This window comes from Paraburkholderia sp. BL25I1N1 (assembly GCF_003002025.1).
Taxonomy (GTDB): domain Bacteria; phylum Pseudomonadota; class Gammaproteobacteria; order Burkholderiales; family Burkholderiaceae; genus Paraburkholderia.
Window position 1 is genome coordinate 81,348 of record NZ_PVZB01000012.1, and the last position, 16,149, is coordinate 97,496.

13 protein-coding genes and 1 pseudogene are annotated in these 16,149 nt (G+C 55.7%); 8 read left to right on the forward strand and 6 right to left on the reverse strand.

Annotated elements, in window-relative coordinates:
* Position 1: 1 nt before the first annotated feature.
* From B0G73_RS40065 to B0G73_RS19025, 4 genes are all read right to left on the reverse strand, one after another.
* Complete coding sequence (locus tag B0G73_RS40065; RefSeq protein WP_146144200.1) at positions 2-919, reverse strand: hypothetical protein; 918 nt, start codon at positions 917-919, stop codon at positions 2-4.
* Between the two features lie 9 nt (positions 920-928).
* Positions 929-2,878, reverse strand: a complete 1,950-nt coding sequence (locus tag B0G73_RS19015) for a hypothetical protein (protein WP_106282855.1) — start codon at positions 2,876-2,878, stop codon at positions 929-931.
* Complete coding sequence (locus B0G73_RS19020; protein ID WP_106282856.1) at positions 2,878-3,768, reverse strand: hypothetical protein; 891 nt, start codon at positions 3,766-3,768, stop codon at positions 2,878-2,880. The genes B0G73_RS19015 and B0G73_RS19020 overlap by 1 nt, the downstream gene beginning before the upstream one ends.
* Before the next feature lie 303 nt (positions 3,769-4,071).
* Positions 4,072-5,166: a lactonase family protein gene (locus B0G73_RS19025; protein WP_106282857.1), complete on the reverse strand. Its 1,095-nt coding sequence runs from the start codon at positions 5,164-5,166 to the stop codon at positions 4,072-4,074.
* Between the two features lie 245 nt (positions 5,167-5,411).
* Here B0G73_RS19025 and acnA point away from each other — a divergent pair, with 245 nt between their 5' ends.
* From acnA to B0G73_RS19045, 4 genes and pseudogenes are all read left to right on the forward strand, one after another.
* Positions 5,412-8,084 carry an aconitate hydratase AcnA gene (gene acnA / locus B0G73_RS19030; protein WP_106282858.1) on the forward strand — a complete coding sequence of 891 codons (2,673 nt, stop codon included), beginning with the start codon at positions 5,412-5,414 and terminating at the stop codon, positions 8,082-8,084.
* Positions 8,074-8,966, forward strand: a pseudogene (locus B0G73_RS19035) (FCD domain-containing protein). Before acnA ends, B0G73_RS19035 begins: the two are co-directional and overlap by 11 nt.
* A 7-nt stretch (positions 8,967-8,973) precedes the next feature.
* Positions 8,974-9,708: an ABC transporter substrate-binding protein gene (locus tag B0G73_RS19040; protein ID WP_106282859.1), complete on the forward strand. Its 735-nt coding sequence runs from the start codon at positions 8,974-8,976 to the stop codon at positions 9,706-9,708.
* 36 nt (positions 9,709-9,744) lie between these two features.
* Positions 9,745-10,053 (forward strand): antibiotic biosynthesis monooxygenase, encoded by a 309-nt coding sequence (locus B0G73_RS19045; protein ID WP_106282860.1) that lies wholly within the window; start codon positions 9,745-9,747, stop codon positions 10,051-10,053.
* A gap of 136 nt (positions 10,054-10,189) precedes the next feature.
* Here the strand turns inward: B0G73_RS19045 and B0G73_RS19050 are convergent, their stop codons facing one another.
* Positions 10,190-10,942 (reverse strand): alpha/beta hydrolase, encoded by a 753-nt coding sequence (locus B0G73_RS19050; protein ID WP_106282861.1) that lies wholly within the window; start codon positions 10,940-10,942, stop codon positions 10,190-10,192.
* A 179-nt stretch (positions 10,943-11,121) separates the two neighbouring features.
* Between B0G73_RS19050 and B0G73_RS41260 the strand changes: the two genes are divergently transcribed.
* From B0G73_RS41260 to B0G73_RS19065, 4 genes are all read left to right on the forward strand, one after another.
* Positions 11,122-11,304, forward strand: a complete 183-nt coding sequence (locus B0G73_RS41260; RefSeq protein ID WP_258193364.1) for an Lrp/AsnC family transcriptional regulator — start codon at positions 11,122-11,124, stop codon at positions 11,302-11,304.
* Between the two features lie 27 nt (positions 11,305-11,331).
* Entirely contained in the window at positions 11,332-11,592 is a 261-nt protein-coding gene (locus tag B0G73_RS41265) for an Lrp/AsnC ligand binding domain-containing protein (RefSeq protein WP_258193365.1), read from the forward strand.
* Positions 11,593-12,182: 590 nt separating this feature from the next.
* A complete protein-coding gene (locus B0G73_RS19060; protein ID WP_106282862.1) occupies positions 12,183-12,479 on the forward strand; it encodes a hypothetical protein in 297 nt (98 codons plus the stop codon).
* Between the two features lie 185 nt (positions 12,480-12,664).
* The gene (locus B0G73_RS19065; RefSeq protein ID WP_146144201.1) at positions 12,665-14,437 is read left to right on the forward strand and encodes a hypothetical protein; all 1,773 of its coding nucleotides are present in this window, start codon (positions 12,665-12,667) and stop codon (positions 14,435-14,437) included.
* A 301-nt stretch (positions 14,438-14,738) separates the two neighbouring features.
* On the opposite strand, the gene B0G73_RS19070 is transcribed toward B0G73_RS19065, so the two are convergent.
* Positions 14,739-16,079: an MFS transporter gene (locus B0G73_RS19070; protein ID WP_106282864.1), complete on the reverse strand. Its 1,341-nt coding sequence runs from the start codon at positions 16,077-16,079 to the stop codon at positions 14,739-14,741.
* Between the last annotated feature and the right edge of the window lie 70 nt (positions 16,080-16,149).

The window sequence follows — 16,149 nt, forward strand, 5'->3', positions numbered from 1 at the left end:
ATTAAGGCGCGTTGAATCGTACCCTATACAGGTGCCATTTACGGATCTCGGTGGAGCGATTCGGTGAGCGAGCGGGGTGATCATAAATGAGTGAAGACGCCTGAAAGCGCGAATGCGCTATCAGAAATAGCGCCGTCGCAATGCCGTGTGGTTTGGTACCTAACGGAGCGACCACGGTTGTGGCGTCGTCCGTGACCCCCTCCGCATGAATGGCCTCAAGCAGATCGTAGGCACCCGAGACAGATGCCGCGCCGCAAAAACGGACGCTTTCAAATCCTTCTTTCTGAAGCGTCGCTACATTGTTAGCCATAGCGTTGATTTCCCATCCAGGAGCGTATCCAGGAATGCCGAACACGGCGTACTTCCGCCAAGATGCTAAAGCATCCAGTTGTTCGCAAGCCTGCGCAAGCCTGGCGCCCTCGTATCCGAGAAATGCTACAAGTCGTCCTTGCCGCTCGGGTACGAGGCTAAGATCAGCCAGAAACCCTGGCACCCCTTCAAACCGTCGACTTGTGCTCAAAGAGAACTCGCGCGTCCACGGTGCATCAAGTACAACCTCGCGTCGGTATTCGTTGGGCTCAAGATAAAGGATATCAACACCGGCAAGTCCGTGGCTTTGCGCTGCTCTAAGCAGGTTCAAGAGCTCCACAAGCCCTAAGGTCGTTGCTTCCAATAGTACCGAACGTGCATTGACCAATTGCGTGGCAATATCCCGCGCGGGTGCGCGCATCCCGTTCAGTAACAGCCCACGGGAGTTCCGTATATCGTAGTCGCAGACATGCGCAAGGGACGCCCTCTCTCTTACCCATTCGACAGCGGCCGTGCCGCGCGCATCTATCGGTCCACCGTGAAATGCCAGGTCCCATTGTTTCGTCGTGACAAATTGCGGAGTGGATCCGGTTGAGGTCAGGATTCGCACGGCTACACCCTATAGGAGAGGAAGCTGGTCAGCCTCTACTACGGCCCATGCTTTCTTGTAATTTCTTAATAACGTGTCAAGTTGATCCCGACTTCCACACAGCAAATCAGTTGCCGCTTGCTGCGACAGTTCAAGCTTTCTTCCTTTATTAAACGATATGCCGAAATAAGGCGCATATATTGGATTCAGGACGTATTCATCGGTCTCAAAGCGTGCGTCCTTAACCTTGGTCTCCTGGCTAACGAACAACACTGACCACTTGATACACTCCTTTATGATGTCAGCGGCTTCTCCAGTCGGGATGCCGCGATCAATGGAGAAATGAGTGCGTTCAGGCTCGCTCTGAGAGGGGCGTTGTTGGGAGAGTCTGAAGATCTGGCCTAACGTATTCACGACGAGAAAAAGGCGATTACCTTGATCGCCTGAGCCTTGGGTTTCCTTCACAAACATTGCACTAGCGGTTCTTGCCGCGATCGCTTGTTTCTCGACGGGTATGCTTTCGCCAAGCTTAGGCTCACGATCGAGTTCGACCATTGATAAATGGCATAGTTCGAGGAAGTGACGCACGTTTCCTCGAGAGAGCTTCAGGAATGCTCCGAATCCGGCATACAGAGGACATGGCCGCTGAAGAGGTAAATAGATACTCAGGACCGTTCCGACGAAGTAGTGATGAATCCACTCACCTTGCGAAAATTTTGACGGCCTGCCTTGTTCATACGCGTCCAGCTCATCGAGCACAGCGTTGGGCTGCTTTCCTTGGTGGAGTACGGCAGCACTGCAAACTGACGCCATTGCTGTCGCGGAGCGCAGGAACTGATTTGCAGTGATATCCCGTGAGCGGTCCGTAAGAGCCGACTCGATCATTTTCCGCAAGCGAGCGCGCAACGTCGCGTCGTCGAGTATATGTTCCGCAATCTGCGAATAACTCATCGTCGGTAAGAATGAATGCGCCAGATCCCTGGTCGAACGTCTGTATTCTTCGTTGTCTCTCCGATACGTGATTTGCATCGGATCGCAAAGGACAGATGAATTTATTTTGGCCCCGCCAATATCCGCCCCGCTCTTAAGCAGTCGAAAGCAAAACACTTCAGCTGCGAAGAGTTCAAAGTCCTTATTAAGGTGCTCCTCAACGTCGAACGTACGATAGTCTGCAGGCTCCTGGAGCTGCTCGGTGCCGAGCGTTTCTCGAGTAGCCATGCCATTACGTTTTACAGCGATATGAAAAATGAGCGGCGGTTCGGAATGTTTTAGGAGCGTATTAATCACGCGCATCTGATACGGCAGGAGATTTTCGTATTCGTCGATGAATACAAAAAAAACAACATCAGCGAGAAATTCGAGCTGGTCCCGCGCGCTCTGGATGAGATTAATTAATACTGATTTAAGAGGCAGAAATCGTGGCCGATTGGCATCCTCTGGATTGTTTAGCCATGCTGCAAGGCGATTTTTGCTTCGTCGGACATAGACTAGCAGATCGTTCAAACTGGCTCCGCCGTTCGAATCAAAATCCTGGAAAATGCTCAAATCGAGTTGTTCTATTCCCGGAAAATCAATTTTTCGCTGAGGTCCGCTGGCAAGTGACGTTAGCGCTGAAAACAATTCACCCATGACCATGAGGCATAACGCGTGCTCGAATGCTAGCCGCCATTCGGATTCGTTGAGCCAATCTCCAGCAAAAGCGCGCAGATACTGCGTATCCGCGCGAAGATAAAGACCTATTTGCTTTGGAAGGGCTTCTCGTGGCAAATGCCGTTTCGGCGAGAGTTGCGTGTTATGAGATAGATAGCGTAGTAGGGTCGTCTTGCCACAACCCCGTCCACCTTCTATAAGAAGAGGTTTTCGCACATCGCTGAGAGCTAATTTGTCGAAGAAAAGGGGTATTACAAATTCGTCCCAGAGGTCAAATCCAAGCTCCTCTGCACGATTTTTCGCGAATGCGCGTGTGGCAAACTGGCTCATTATCTGTCGAGAAGAGGTGTCCATCCGTCCGTTTCATACCAGAAAACGGGCAGAGTGTTGTTTGGAGTGCCATGCGCAAACGCATAGGTTAACGCCTGATCTTGATAACCATAATTCCCGATTCGGCCTCCTAGGCCAAATGCATTGCAGACCATAACGTATTGATCGCGCAATTGCGTTTTGAGTGCGATGCTGTTGTACTGGTCGAGAACTGAGCCATCAAAGAAATGGTGACTTTTCGTGAGAATTTCGCCTGCCACAACGCAAATAGATGGCAATTCGTGTTGAATTTTCTGCAATCCGTCAGTGTGTGCAGCTGCTGTGACATACACAATCTGGCAATCTGGCCGCTGGGACAGGAAGTCAACCAAAGGCTTTCTGCTCATGAAGGAAGTGAACTGATCGCCCGTACCGCAAAAGTCGTCAACCATGATGAGCCGTGATACCGACGACGGTTGCGAATCCAAAAGTTCCGGCCAGATCATCCATTTGTCCCGGATGCCCAATGATCTCGCCAGTAATCGAAGCATATAGGTACCGCTCTTCGTCGGCGGTTGTTCGATGCTTATAATAGGAATCAATCTGGTATGCGGATCTTTACGTTCTTGGAGTGCACGGACGATCTGTAGATCGTCTGCAGCCTCGGTGCCAAGGAGCACGCTTGAGGTCATCGCACTTTTGAGCAGCGCCAGAACTTGCTGCTTGCTGCGATACACGAGGTTATCAAGCAGACATGCTCCAAGGAGCTCGCATTCGCGATCCTGAAATTGGCGATACCAGGCACGGCTACGTGCGACGTCAATTCCCTCCCATATGCCTTTAGCAATGAGTTGTTCAACGCGTTCAATCGTCGCATCGATAAATAGCCGCTCATCTCGTGTATCGATCACTATCGTCTCTTCCGGAGGCTGTGGTATTCACTGAGCGTCTATAGTGCGTTTCGCTGAATTTTCGCATGCGACGATAAGTGTAGCAAAGCCCTATTTGTCGGTCCTCCCCAGCGATCCCGGTAAGCTCGCGATACCAGGGCTGAGGAGAGCGTAGCCGAGCTCGCAGACGTATGCGCATTGAATGCTAGGGTCTTTCAGCACTCAGGCGACCGCTGCGGAGGCCTCTTGGGATTGCCTCGCTTCATCTCCGGCTGGCGGGGCCCCTTGGAGTTTGATGCCGCGTTTGGCTAGCTAGGCTTCGCGCTATGATTCGATGCCGAGAGCGCGGAAAGGAGGATAGGTTTCAGGTTGGGAGAAAACCATACAGACTGGACTGCCCGACGCCACGGAAAATCCGGTTGGCTCGAGGCGACCGTGCGTGCCATCGATAGAGAAAGCAACAATGCTGTCACTATCTTCGTTGAGCGCGTACATGAAGCGGCCGTCCGGCGCGCTTGTCATGAAACGCGGAGTGCGGCCTGCAGTCGGCTGGGCATTAATAAACGTCAGATGCCCGCTTGACTGATCGACGCTGAAAATGGCAATGCTGTCATAGCCACGATTCGATGCGTAGACAAAGCGACCGGTACTATCCACTTCGATTTCGGATGCGCGGCTGTTGCCAGTGTAGGTATCGGGCAGTGTGGAGACGATCTGCAGCGGCGTGAGCGCGCCACTTGCTGGCGAATACCGATAGGTCGTTACCGTCGAATCAAGTTCGTTGACGCAATACGCATAGTTCGCCGCAGGATGAAATGCGATGTGGCGCGGCCCTGCAGTTTCGCGCGACTCCACATAGGCCGGAGTCGCAGGACTGAGTCGGCCGTCCTTGAACTCGAAGCTGAATACCCGATCGAGCCCCTTGTCCGGGACGATCACGAAGCGGCCGGTTGGGTCAAAAGGATTGAAGTGCGGCTTTGCCTGTTTCTGTTCAACGCGGTGTGGACCAACGGGACCCTCAATCTGCACGAGTTGTGTGATTTCCAGCAGGGTGCCGTCCTGTGCCAGAGGTAGCACCGCAAGGCTCGCGCCGATATGGTTGGAAACCACAATGTAGCGGCCTGTTGGATCGATGGCCAGATGGACCGGATTTTTTCCTCGCGTACTTTGCGTGTTCAGTAGTGACAGTTCGCCTGATTCGCGGTCGACCGCAAAAGCCGTGATATCGCTCATATCCCCGTGTACGGCATACAGTCGGTCGCCGTTGCGGCTTAGAGCGAGGAACGACGGATTGACCAGATCCCTCATCAGTTGCACGAGTTCCAGCGAGCCAGTCTGGGTGTTGACACGATAGACGCTGATCCCTTCGCCGCGAGCGTTGCGTTCGCGCGTCGTACGCGATCCAACATAAGCAAACATGAGTTTCCTTCCTTTCGATTTTGATTGGCAACGCGCGCCCGTCGATCGGCCCGTTGGCATAGCAGGATAGATGCGACACCGTCCTGGATTGACGTACCCCGCTCAACTCCGCGGCCAAGTCGCCTCTGATCGCGGGAAATTGGATCGGCCTGAGGCCCGTCCACTATGCACGGGCGGTCCGTTGAGGTGCGCCGGGGGTTTCTACTAGATTGTATCGTGATGCTATAAAGTGCAAAAATACAGTCATGGAAAACACCTACGCTCCCTCCAATGCGACCTTGACCGTTCGCGACAGGTCGTATCGCTTCATCGATCTGCCGACCCTCATTGGCCCGTCCTTGAAGCGAATGCCCGTTGTCCTGCGCTATCTCCTCGAAAACGTGGTTCGCAACACCGATGGTGACGAGCGACAGCGCGCTGTAGAAGGGATTCTCGAATGGTGCAAGGACGGTACAAGTGAAACGGAAATCGCCTTCCAGCCAGGGCGGGTACTGATGCACGATACGACAAGCACGCCGGCTCTCGTCGATATAGCTGGCATGCGCGACGCGCTTGCAGAGGTTGGGGCCGATCCGGAGAGCCTCAATCCTGTATTGCCTGTCGATTCGTCCGTGGATCACTCCCTCGCGGTCGAATATTTTGCGCAGCAGGACGCGGTGCCGCTGAACCTTGCTCTCGAGTTGCGGCGCAACGAGGAACGTTATCGTTTCTTGCGATGGGCGTCGAAAACTCTTCACGGTGTGCGTATACATCCACCGGGCACGGGCATCATGCACACCATCAACCTTGAACAGCTGGCTACGGTTGTGACGGTTGAGACGCGCGACGGCGAAACATGGGCCGTGCCGGACACGATGATTGGCACGGATAGTCATACGCCCATGGTCAATGGCATAGGCGTGCTGGGCTGGGGTGTGGGTGGCCTTGAGGCGCAAACGGTCATGTTCGGCATGCCGGTCATGCAGCGTGTCCCAGATGTAATCGGAGTCAGACTGACCGGCGCGCTTCGCCCGGGCAGTCTCGCGACGGACGTGGCGCTTACGGTCACGCATCGGCTGCGCAACATGGGCGTTTCCGGTGAGTTTGTCGAGTTCTTCGGTCCTGGAGTCTCGACGCTAAGCGCCGGTGACAGGGCGGTGATTGCCAACATGGCACCGGAATACGGCGCCTCCACGGGATTTTTCCCAGTCGATGACAATACGCTCGAGTACTTGCGCGCGACGAAGCGTCGCGAGGAAGCCATCGACCTCGTCGAAACTTTCTGCAAACGTATCGGCGTATGGTTTGATCCTGAGGCAGAGCCGATGTACACCCGCACGCTAGAGATTGATCTTGCAGCAATCGGTATGCATGTCGCAGGTCCACGTCGCCCGCAGGACCTTCTGGGATATGCGGATACGGCGCGAGCGCTGCGCGAGTTCAAGTTTGAGCCGCAAACAGCACTTGACGGGATGCCTGCACATCCAGTGGCGATCGCGGCGATTACCAGTTGCACAAACACGAGCGATCCAGCGCTGCTCATCGCAGCGGGGTTGGTCGCTCGCAAGGCGCGGCAATTGGGTCTGAGGGTCGCTCCCTGGGTCAAGACGTCCCTGGGTCCGGGGTCGCCCGCAGCGGGCACCTATCTTGAGCGTGCCGGCCTGATCGATGACCTGTCGAGCGTTGGATTCGATATCGTGGGCTATGGCTGTACGACGTGCATCGGCAACTCTGGTTCGCTCACCGCGATGATTCAGGACGGGATGGCGGCCAGGGCCATTCATCCCGTCGCGGTGTTGTCTGGTAATCGTAACTTCCCGGGCCGTATTCACCCGGATCTTGATCTTGGCTTCATCATGTCCCCGCCACTAGTGATTGCATTCGCTCTGGCGGGGGACGCGGAAATCGATATCAGCGATAGCGTCATCCAGACCGCCCCCGATGGCTCCCACGTCCGCCTGGCGGATCTGTGGCCAACGCGTGAAGAGGTAGCAGAACTCGTACGGGCGGCAGCGGATCCCAACGATTATCCTGAGGCGTTTGCGTTAGCGACGGCAAATCCGTTATGGGCCGAACTGACCGCGCCTGAGAGTGCTTGTTTCCCATGGGACCCCACGTCGACGGCGTTGCGTCGGCCGCCATTCGCTTCGTTTAGCGAAGGATGCCAGCTAGGACGCTACAGTGCCTACCCGCTACTTGTCGTCGGTGACGACGTCACGACCGATCACATCTCGCCCGCGAGTGCGATTCCGGAAACCAGTTTCATTGCCGATTACCTCGTCGACAGAGGCGACGATCGCAATGACCTGAACGTTTTTGCGTCACGCCGCGGCAACTGGGAAGTCATGGTTCGCGCGGCCTTCTATAACAGGACGCTGGTCAATCTTCTGCACCCTGGCGCACCGGTCGGCCATACGCTTCATGTTCCTAGCGCAGAAGTATTGCCTATCTTCGAGGTGGCGCAGCGATATCGCGACGAAAACGAGCCGGTCGTTCTGATAGCCGGTGAGCGATACGGGATGGGATCGTCCCGTGACTGGGCCGCGAAAGGGCAGAGGCTACTCGGCATCCGCGCGGTTCTCGCTGTCAGCTTCGAGCGGATCCACCGGTCGAATCTGATCGGGATGGGTATTTTGCCCCTACGGCTTCCACCCAATGTAAGCCCAGGTACGCTGAACATTCAGCCGGGCGACAGGATCGAGATCGACGCGCCGGCTGCATCGCTCTCGCCTCGTTGCGCAGTGGAGGTGACGATTGTGCGTATCGGCGGCCGTCGTGAACGGATGACGGCCGGTGCGGCCGTGGAAACCGCTCTTGAAACCGAGTTGCTGCGATTGGGAGGAGTCATTCCGCTGATCCTGCAAAGAGCGACGTCATCATTGCCCTCACAGACAAAGCAGAGCAAAACACAAGGCAGGCGACGACGCGATGCACAGTAACCGGTCAATTGCGACCCAGATCCTGGAACTCTTCCATAGCGAACGCCTCCATGTCGGTGGCCGCCTGCCGGCCCAGATGCTGGGGGACCGCCTGCGCGTATCACACTCGCCGGTTAATGACGCCCTCGCGCTGCCACGCGAAAAGGGCGTCTTGACGCGAGAGCGCAATCGCGGGTTTTTCGTTGCGAGATCCGTGACCGAATCGCTTTCCGTTGTTGTGAGCGAACTCAGTCTGCCTGTGTCGGACGCGATAGCCGGAGTGTACTTCTGCATTGCCGACGATGCGCGGAAAGGTCTGCTAGCCGATGAGTTTCCGGAACAATTATGTGGGACACGATATGGCCTTACGGGTGTGCAGGCTACCGCTGTTCCCGGACGTATCGTGCATGAGGGCTGGGCCGGATGTCGTCCCGGTTACGGGTGGCGGTTTCCCCGCGTGCTTACGACACCCGACAGCTTACGCAAATCGTACCGTCTGCGTCTCGCACCTGAAACGGCCGCGTTACCGGAGCCCGGCAATCGTCTCGATCCAAGGGCGCTGCCACGGTGCCGGGTTGCATTGATGGCGGCATCGAGACCGATACGACGAACCGGTTGCACCATCGCGGCGACCGATTTCACGAGTCGATCGTGGAAGCGTCAGGCAACCCGTTTCTTATCGACACAATCAAGTCCCTGAACCGTGTGCACAGGCTGCTTTCTTACTGTTCGGCACAGGGCCGCGACAGGTACGCCGGGAATTGCAGGCAGCATCTGGGCATTCCTGAACTCCTGCAGCGCGAACGAAACGAGGAAGCGTCCGATACATTACGAGAGCGTCTTGTCCATCCGCTGAACGGGTTATCCAGTATGACGAGAATTTACCTCCTAACTTTTTTGTAGGCCCCCTATGTCGATTGAAGCGTCCATCGTCACCGCATTCGCGCCCACAGGCAAACTACGGGCGTCCATTAACCTGGGCAATCCTATCCTCGCAAACAGGAATCCCGAAACGGGCGAGCCGTTCGGCATCTCGGTTGATCTTGCCCGGGAACTTGCAAAGCGACTGCAGGTAGATGTTGAACTGGTTCAGTTTGAAACGGCAAGAAAGTCGGTCGAGGCTGTAACTGACGAACTGGCGGATGTCGGTTTTTTCGCCGTCGACCCGGCCCGCGGCGCAGGCGTCGCGTTCAGCGCGCCGTACGTGCTCATTGAAGGCTTCTATCTGGTCCGCGACGAATCGCCCGTACGTTCAAATGACGAGATCGACGTCGTTGGCAATCGCGTCGCGGTCGGGCAGGGCACGGCGTACGATCTGTTTCTGACGAGGGAGATCAAGGCAGCAACGCTTGTGCGGACTGCATCGTCGCAGGTCGTTGTCCAGTCTTTCCTTGATCAGGGACTGGAAGTCGCGGCTGGCGTAAGGCAGGTGCTGGCGGCCGACGCGCAGAAGATCCCGGGGTTGCGGTTGCTGGACGAACGTTTCATGGTTATCCAGCAAGCGATGGGCTTGCCGAAAAGTCGCGGGGAGCAGGCCGCGTCGTTCCTGTCTTCATTCGTGGAGGAGATGAAAGCGAGCGGCTTCGTTGCAGATTCCATGTGTCGCCACGGCGTTGCCGGTGCTTCGGTTGCGCCGGCAGCCTGAGGCCGCAGGTACCATCAAACAGGATAGGAGCACGTCGTGGTCTTTGAGATTGCACAGATCGAAATTGTCGCAGGCAAGGCGGAAGAATTCGAAGCAGGCGTGTCGCAGGCGATACCGCTTTTCATGCGCGCCCGTGGCTGCAATGGCGTCAAGCTACACCGGACAATCGAACACTCCGGTCGGTATCTGCTCGTTGTCGAATGGACGACGGTCGAGGACCATATGGTGCATTTCCGGGCGTCAAGCGACTTCCAGGAATGGCGGCGCCTCGTGGGCCCCTTTTTCCAGACCGCTCCGGTCGTCGTGCATACTGAACTCGCTGTTCACTCGGGGCAGTTCATCTGATTTTTGCACTGCGGGCCTGCGGTTAGCCTTCGTCAGTGACACATGCGGCGTCCACTCGGGCGCCTGGCGCCTGAACGGACTGCAGGAAACTAACGCCATCGCGCCATCGACGACAAAGGGCCGCGCCAGTTTGTCATCACGTCACCAGGTATGGAATATCAGTTTGCGGGTTGCCGTCAGCAATGGCAACCCGCAAGCAATTCGAATCCACGCCTGTATCCATGAAAGCAGCAGAAGGAGTTGCGTCGGATGCACGACAGTGACAACCATTCGTCGAGAGCGAAGGACTGACGACGGCCGCACTCTGAGCGTCCAATCCCAAGGGCTTGTTGATGTATGTCGTTACGAGGGGGCGCAGGTCATAGACGCCGGATAGCAGCACCGCCGCATGGAAGGGCGCGGTACTGAGCCCCCATTTCTGCCAGTCGTTCGCGATCAGCATTGCTGCCAGATGAGCACCAGCGGAGCTTCCTGCGATAGCAATCCGGGCATTGGGCCTTGAAGCGGCGAGCTTCTTTAGTGCTTTTGCACTTTGCGCGACGATGGTGGCAATGGACGCATGCGGTGCCAGCGTGTAGTTCACGGCGGCGTAAGCCATACCGCTGGACAGCAGCGAATCAGCGGGAAAGCAGGAGTCTTCCGCGGATAGGTCCTGCCAGTACCCACCGTGAAAAAATACAAGCAGCGAATCGGCGCCCCGCCCTTGCGGCTCAAACAGAATTACGTATTCATCGGATGTCTCGCCATAGCTCAGACGCAGCGACTCCGCGCGGGCCAGCGTACTGCGGCTGCTCCCTCCGTAGTCCGCGACCACCTCGCGATAGTTGGCGGCGATTGTACTTGGCGAATACGCTTTGTCCAGATCTTCAGGTGTTAGGGTCTTCCACATTGATCGCTCCTCCAGCTTGCGATCATTGTAGGTAGGCAAAAGAGATTTGTTTTTTTGATTTTTGCTGTGAGGCTATCAAATATCGGCAAGACATTTCGATTATTGTCGCGTAAAAGGTAAGGCATGCCGGTCTGCGAGACTAGAGGCCTTAAGTCAACCTTTCCCACATGAGGAGATCCATGGACCAACTGCTTTCGCCCGTCGATCGGGACATCCTTGCCTGCCTGCAGGCGGATCCGCGGATATCGATGGCCGCGCTTGCCGAAAAGACGAACAGTTCAGTGTCGCCCTGCTGGCGCCGAGTGAAGCGCATGGAGGAGGTGGGTGTCATTGATGGCTACAGCTTGCTGCTGAATCGCTAAGCCCTTGGGCTGGGTATAGACGCGTTTGTGTTCGTCAAGATTACGTCTCACCATGAGCGCGACGCAGTGGAGTTCGAGCGTGCCCTGGACGCAATCGACGAGGTCTTGTCCTGCTACATCCTATCGGGTGAGGAGGATTACCTGCTCCGCGTAGTAGCGACAGATCTCGACGCGTTTGCCAATTTCAGCCGCAAGGTCCTTGCCGCGCTACCGCACGTGAGGGAGATCCGGAGTGCATTTGTCATGCATACAATCAAGGAGTCGCATCGACTGCCTTTGCTGGCGTGAACGTCGCGTGCCCGAGAGTGTCGTGGCGCCTTACTTAAGCAAGTGCGCTTTGTTTGTTTTGAGCTCCCACGCGTCGGCGTCAGTAAGAGGCTCGACCGGGTCTCGTTGCCGGCGGAAATGTCTTGGCTAGACGTGCGTTTTCGGTGGTGAGATGTTTCCGGTCGGCGACCAGATAGCAAGTGGACACAGTCGCGCCAACGGCGCAAACGACTATGCATGTCGTACATCTCACGCAGTCCTTTGAGTCGATATCCAACATGCCGGTCCGATCGGAAGCTGTCATCAATGAGGCACACGAAGTACGGTGTCGGAAGGGATGAGCCGTTAGCGATTGCGCAAGGCGTAGTTGCACACGTAGCGAAAAATAGATGACTTCCAAATTGAAGTGTGTAAGCTTATCGCGGGCGTCAGTAAAGGTGGACTGGTCTGCGATTTCGTTGGACGCTGGCTTCACCGTATCTATGAGCCTTGTGCTTGAGGCGTCCTGCGGGATGTGGCATACGCAGTCCCAATGACATTGTGGATACATGCGGCAACGTGCATCGGTAAACGCGCGCGGTGCATGACCACGTGTAAGGTATGGAGAACACATGAGTATTCAGAATCCGATCGGCTCGATCTCTTCTTTTGCCGACCGCACCGCAACGGAAACGGGGAAAAAAACTGCTGGATCTTCGTTTCAAGCGCTGCTAAATGAATTGACCGACTACACTAAAGGTACGCTTAACCAGCGTTTGGAAAAGCAGATTCTTGCGAAGCTTGGCATCTCAGAAGACGATCTTAAGACCGCGAGCCCAGAGGTGAGGGAGAAGATCATGGAGATCGTGCGGAATTTGATGAAACAGGAAGCAAGTGCGCAGGTGCAACAAGCAAAGGCTAAAAGTTAGAAAATTGACTTGAGTGCCTAATGTCCCTTGTGGAGATTTTGACTGACAGGCATGGGTTGTTCGCCGATGCCGGAAAATGTTAGGCGGAGTGCACAACCAAGCGTACTTTGGGAATGCAGTAGAGCTCACTACTTCTCATCTATGGTTTGTTGACGAGGGGGAAACATCGTCGGGAGGTTCGCAGGGTGACGCAGTCGGTGGTCGAAAGTACTACTGAAATCGGCCAAGAATTGGATCGGATAACAACAAGCCGATTGTTCGTCAATTCGGCGAGACTCATCCGTTTTCTTCGCTTCACTGTTGACGCGGTGCTCAGTGGACGTGCACACCTGCTCAAAGAACACGTTATCGGTACGCAGGTGTACGACCGCCCGCATGCTTACGACCCCCGTGTTGACTCAGTCGTCAGAGTTGAGGCGCGTAGGCTGAGATCGAAGCTTCAGAAATATTACGAAACAGCAGAGAGATCCTCGGCGCTGAAGATTGTCTATCCGATTGGCTCATATGCACCCGTTTTCGTCGTCGATGAAAAAGCGGGTGGGAAATTCGAACGGCTGACTTCCTCGGAGCCGACCGGTCCAGCGGACCTGTATCGTGAGGGAGAAGGAACGTCTCTCGCAATCCTCCCATTCAAGTGTCTAACCGGAACGGAAGCGGATGTTATGTTTTCAGCCGCGCTGACCGATGAGCTCATCTATAGTCTAAGCATGTCGCCCGGTTTTCGCGTTGCTGCTCGCAGCGCGATCTGTGAAAAACCGGAGGAGAGATCCGTTGCAACCAGATTTTCAGGTGAACTTGGTGTGCACCTCTTCATGCAAGGAACGGTTAGACGGGACGGTGGAAGATACCGCGTTATAGTTGAGATGTACGATTCGACCGGCTTTGTCGTATGGTCTGACAGGTTCGATGTGGCGACCCATACCGATCCATGTTCCATGGAGCGCATCGCGTCGGCCATTGCGGCGCGCTGTCGTTTCGATTATTCGCCGGTGCGATCGATGTCAGTGTCACCGAGCCTGGCGGCAATCCGTGCGTTCGGTGTCGCCGCTCGCGCGAGGCGGGCGATCGACGAACAGGGGCCCTCTGCCGTAGCAGACGCGCTTCGTCTACTTACTGCTACTGTAGCGAAGCACCCGGATGACACCAGGTTGCTGTCTGCGACTGCGGACAGTCATGTCGAGCTTTTCTTGCGCGGAATGATTACTCACGAGGCAGCGTATGAAGCTGCCAAGCCGGCAGTGAATCGTGTCCTTCTACTCGACGAGATATCGTCTGAAGGGAATTGTGCGGCCGCAGGAGTTCAGGGTTGGCTGCGCTGGAATTGGCCGAAGGCTGCGGCGCATATTCGGGTGGCACTAGAGCCTGGGGACCTTGTTCGAGCAGACTACCTCTACGGAACATTACTTTCGTACGTTGGTCGTTTCGACGAAGCTCTTTCGCGATTGCATCATGCAACGGGTCTCGACTCGTTTGCCCAACCAATTAAGATATCGGTTGCACGCACGCTCTTTTTCGCACGGCGGTATGACTCTCTTATGGAGACATTCTCCGAAAAAGATGACTACACAAACAACATTGACGTCGTCAGATATCTCGGCTTGGCGTACATCGTAACAGGCGCTCGCGAAAAGGCGACGCGCCTGATCGAGCGGACGGCGCAATCGGCTTTGCTGTCTACGCCGCGTCGTGTCATTGCTGCCGAACTGGAGGCATGGTCGGGCCGCCCTTACGTAGCCGCTCGGCTGCTGGAGGACAAAACCATCACGCCTGGCGAAAGTGCACTGCTAGCTGTGGCGCTTGGGGATCACGCAGCTGCGATAGCTTCTTTAGATACCGCGCGAAGAAGGCGCGATCCGCTGGTTCTCTCGTTGCAATTTGACTCACGTTTTGACGCGCTGCGCGGGTACGAGAGATTTGGAGCGCTTGTGAAACAGAGCCGTGTTGTACTTCATGAATGAGCTGCATCCTGGTTCGCTGTTTGTTTCAGCGACGCCTCACTTTGCGTGTCCTCCGAAACCGGCCACATTCCGGCGGAGGCTCATACTAGTCGCCACATCGATTTGCTTCGCAGCTTGAGAGCTGAAACATTCTTTACCAGCGAATCTGGATCGGATGCCCGGCAACGGAGTACAGCTGTACTTTACACCGCTAAACCAGATAGCCGAACAATCCGACGGCCCGCGCAGGACCGCGGGCTGGACTAAGGGAGGGCGAAAGAAAACATCATCGGCTATCCTGCCCGCGCGAAGGCGATCGGTGTTAGCGTGGAAATGTCGGCCGAATAGAGTCGGCAGGAATGCCGATGAGTAACACCAGGGCGCCTAGAATGGTAACCGCTCCAACGCCTGCCAGACCGATGTAGAGACTGCCAGAAGCCGCTTTCAATGCCCCTACCATTGCTGGTGAGAAGAATCCACTGATCGCCGCAAGACTGCTAATGAGCGCTATGCCACAAGCCCTCGTTGCCTCAGGTAGGTAAGCAGGAGGGATCGTCCAGAACACGACAATCGCGCCGTATAGCCCAGCAGCGGCGACTGACAGGAGCGCCACCGTGATCAAGACGCTGCCTCCACCAAAGGGAAGAGCAGCGAGACATACGCCACAAGCGGCAGCGGCTGCCGCAGCATGCCAGCGCCTCTCCAGCAACAGATCTGAACTTCTGCTCAGGAAATACATGCCCATCGCCGCAGCGAGATAAGGAATCGCCGTCAACAGACCGACCGCTTGAAAGTCTCTAGCGCCCGCCTCTCTGATAAGAGTCGGCGCCCACAGCGCGATTGATACAGACGCCGAAAACATGGTCGCTGAGACGAAGCCAGCGACGTAGACCCGGATATCGAGCAACGTGTGCAGATACGATTCTCTTACACTTGGGCGCATGGAGCGGTCGACAGCTAAGTCACGTGCGATGATCTCTTTTTGCCTAGGCGTCAACCAGCTTACACGTTCAGGTCCGTCTTCAAGTAAAAACCATGCTATTACCCCAAGTACTGCGGCCGGCAAGCCTTCCACGATGAACAATACTTGCCATCCCGCTAGTCCTCGCAAGCCATGTAGTTGTGTCATTACCAACCCAGACAAGGGGCTGCCAAAAATGCCAGCGACCGCCAGAGCCGACATGAAGACTGACGTCATCCGTCCGCGTCTTTTAGACGGAAACCAGTAAGTTAGGTAGAGAACGACGCCCGGGAAAAAGCCGGCCTCAGCAACACCGAGGAAGAACCGGGCAACATATAGTTCTGTTGGGGTGCGGACAAACGCAGTTGCCGCGGATACAAGTCCCCAAAAAATCATGATCCGCGTGATCGTTGCGCGCGTTCCGATGCGCTGCAACAGCAGATTGCTCGGTACCTCAAAAATAACATAGCCAACAAAGAACAGACCCGCTCCGAACCCATAGACGGCGTCGCCAAAGTGGAGGTCCGCTGTGAACTGTAGTTTTGCGAAGCCTATGTTCGCCCGATCAAGATAGTTGACGAAGTAGCAAGCGAAGAGAAAGGGCATTAGTCGCCATACGACCTTTCTGTAGGCCGCATCTCGCTCTTCTCCTGAACAATCTAACAATGACGATTCCGTGCTATCAATCGATATCGAGTGCATCACATCTCCTAGATCAATGTCGAATTTTAATCCGGCATTGCCACGCAGTCGGCCGGAGTCTGGGTCATAC

Bases quoted from the DNA above. Each gene is read 5' to 3' on its own strand.
- B0G73_RS19015 (WP_106282855.1), bottom strand. From the start codon at position 2,878: ATGAGCCAGTTTGCCACACGCGCATTCGCGAAAAATCGTGCAGAGGAG.
- B0G73_RS19025 (WP_106282857.1), bottom strand. From the start codon at position 5,166: ATGTTTGCTTATGTTGGATCGCGTACGACGCGCGAACGCAACGCTCGC.
- acnA (WP_106282858.1), top strand. From the start codon at position 5,412: ATGGAAAACACCTACGCTCCCTCCAATGCGACCTTGACCGTTCGCGAC.
- B0G73_RS19040 (WP_106282859.1), top strand. From the start codon at position 8,974: ATGTCGATTGAAGCGTCCATCGTCACCGCATTCGCGCCCACAGGCAAA.
- B0G73_RS19050 (WP_106282861.1), bottom strand. From the start codon at position 10,942: ATGTGGAAGACCCTAACACCTGAAGATCTGGACAAAGCGTATTCGCCA.
- B0G73_RS41260 (WP_258193364.1), top strand. From the start codon at position 11,122: ATGGACCAACTGCTTTCGCCCGTCGATCGGGACATCCTTGCCTGCCTG.
- B0G73_RS19060 (WP_106282862.1), top strand. From the start codon at position 12,183: ATGAGTATTCAGAATCCGATCGGCTCGATCTCTTCTTTTGCCGACCGC.
- B0G73_RS19070 (WP_106282864.1), bottom strand. From the start codon at position 16,079: ATGCACTCGATATCGATTGATAGCACGGAATCGTCATTGTTAGATTGT.